Source organism: Kitasatospora nipponensis (assembly GCF_039528135.1).
Taxonomy (GTDB): domain Bacteria; phylum Actinomycetota; class Actinomycetes; order Streptomycetales; family Streptomycetaceae; genus Kitasatospora; species Kitasatospora nipponensis.
The window spans coordinates 1-566 of sequence record NZ_BAAALF010000982.1 but is presented as its reverse complement, the minus strand read 5'-3'; the positions used below and the strand labels follow the sequence as shown (position 1 = coordinate 566).

1 pseudogene is annotated in these 566 nt (G+C 81.3%); it reads right to left on the bottom strand.

Annotation, left to right across the window (positions count from 1 at the left end):
* Window positions 1-566: pseudogene (locus ABD323_RS44445) on the bottom strand (hypothetical protein); the annotation flags it as partial.

Sequence of the window (566 nt, the reverse complement as noted above, 5' to 3'; positions counted from 1 at the left end):
CAGCTCGACCGAACTGATCCACTCACCACCGGACTTGATGACGTCCTTGGCGCGGGCGGGGGGGGGGGGGGGGCCGGCGGGGGAGCCCGCGAGGGGCAGCCCGGGCGGGGGGGCCAGGCCCGCCGCCAGGTTGACCGTGCCGTCGCCGCCGGTGACGCCCAGCGCGCCGCCCTCCGGGCGGGCCCGGCCGGCCGCGTCGGCCAGCAGGGCGGCCAACTCCTCGCCCTCCTCGCACAACTCGACCTCGGCCCGTGGCAGCAGGGCGCGGATCCGCACCTCGTCGGGGTTGGCCCGCGCGGCGCCGGTGCGCAGGTCGGGCAGGCCGGGCAGGGCCGACTGCCCCGAGCCGGCGTTCACCACCACGTGCAGGCCCGCGCCGTCCGCCAGCGCGGCCAGCGGGACCACCGGGCCGGGTGGCCCGCTCGGCCCGGCGGGCGGCGTGGCCGCGGGCGGGGGCAGCACCCGGCCGAGCAGCGCCGCGGTGCCCGCGCCCAGGGCCGCCCCGGCCAGCACCACCGGCGGGTAGTGGGCGCCGACGTAGACGCGGGTGAACATCACGGCCAGCG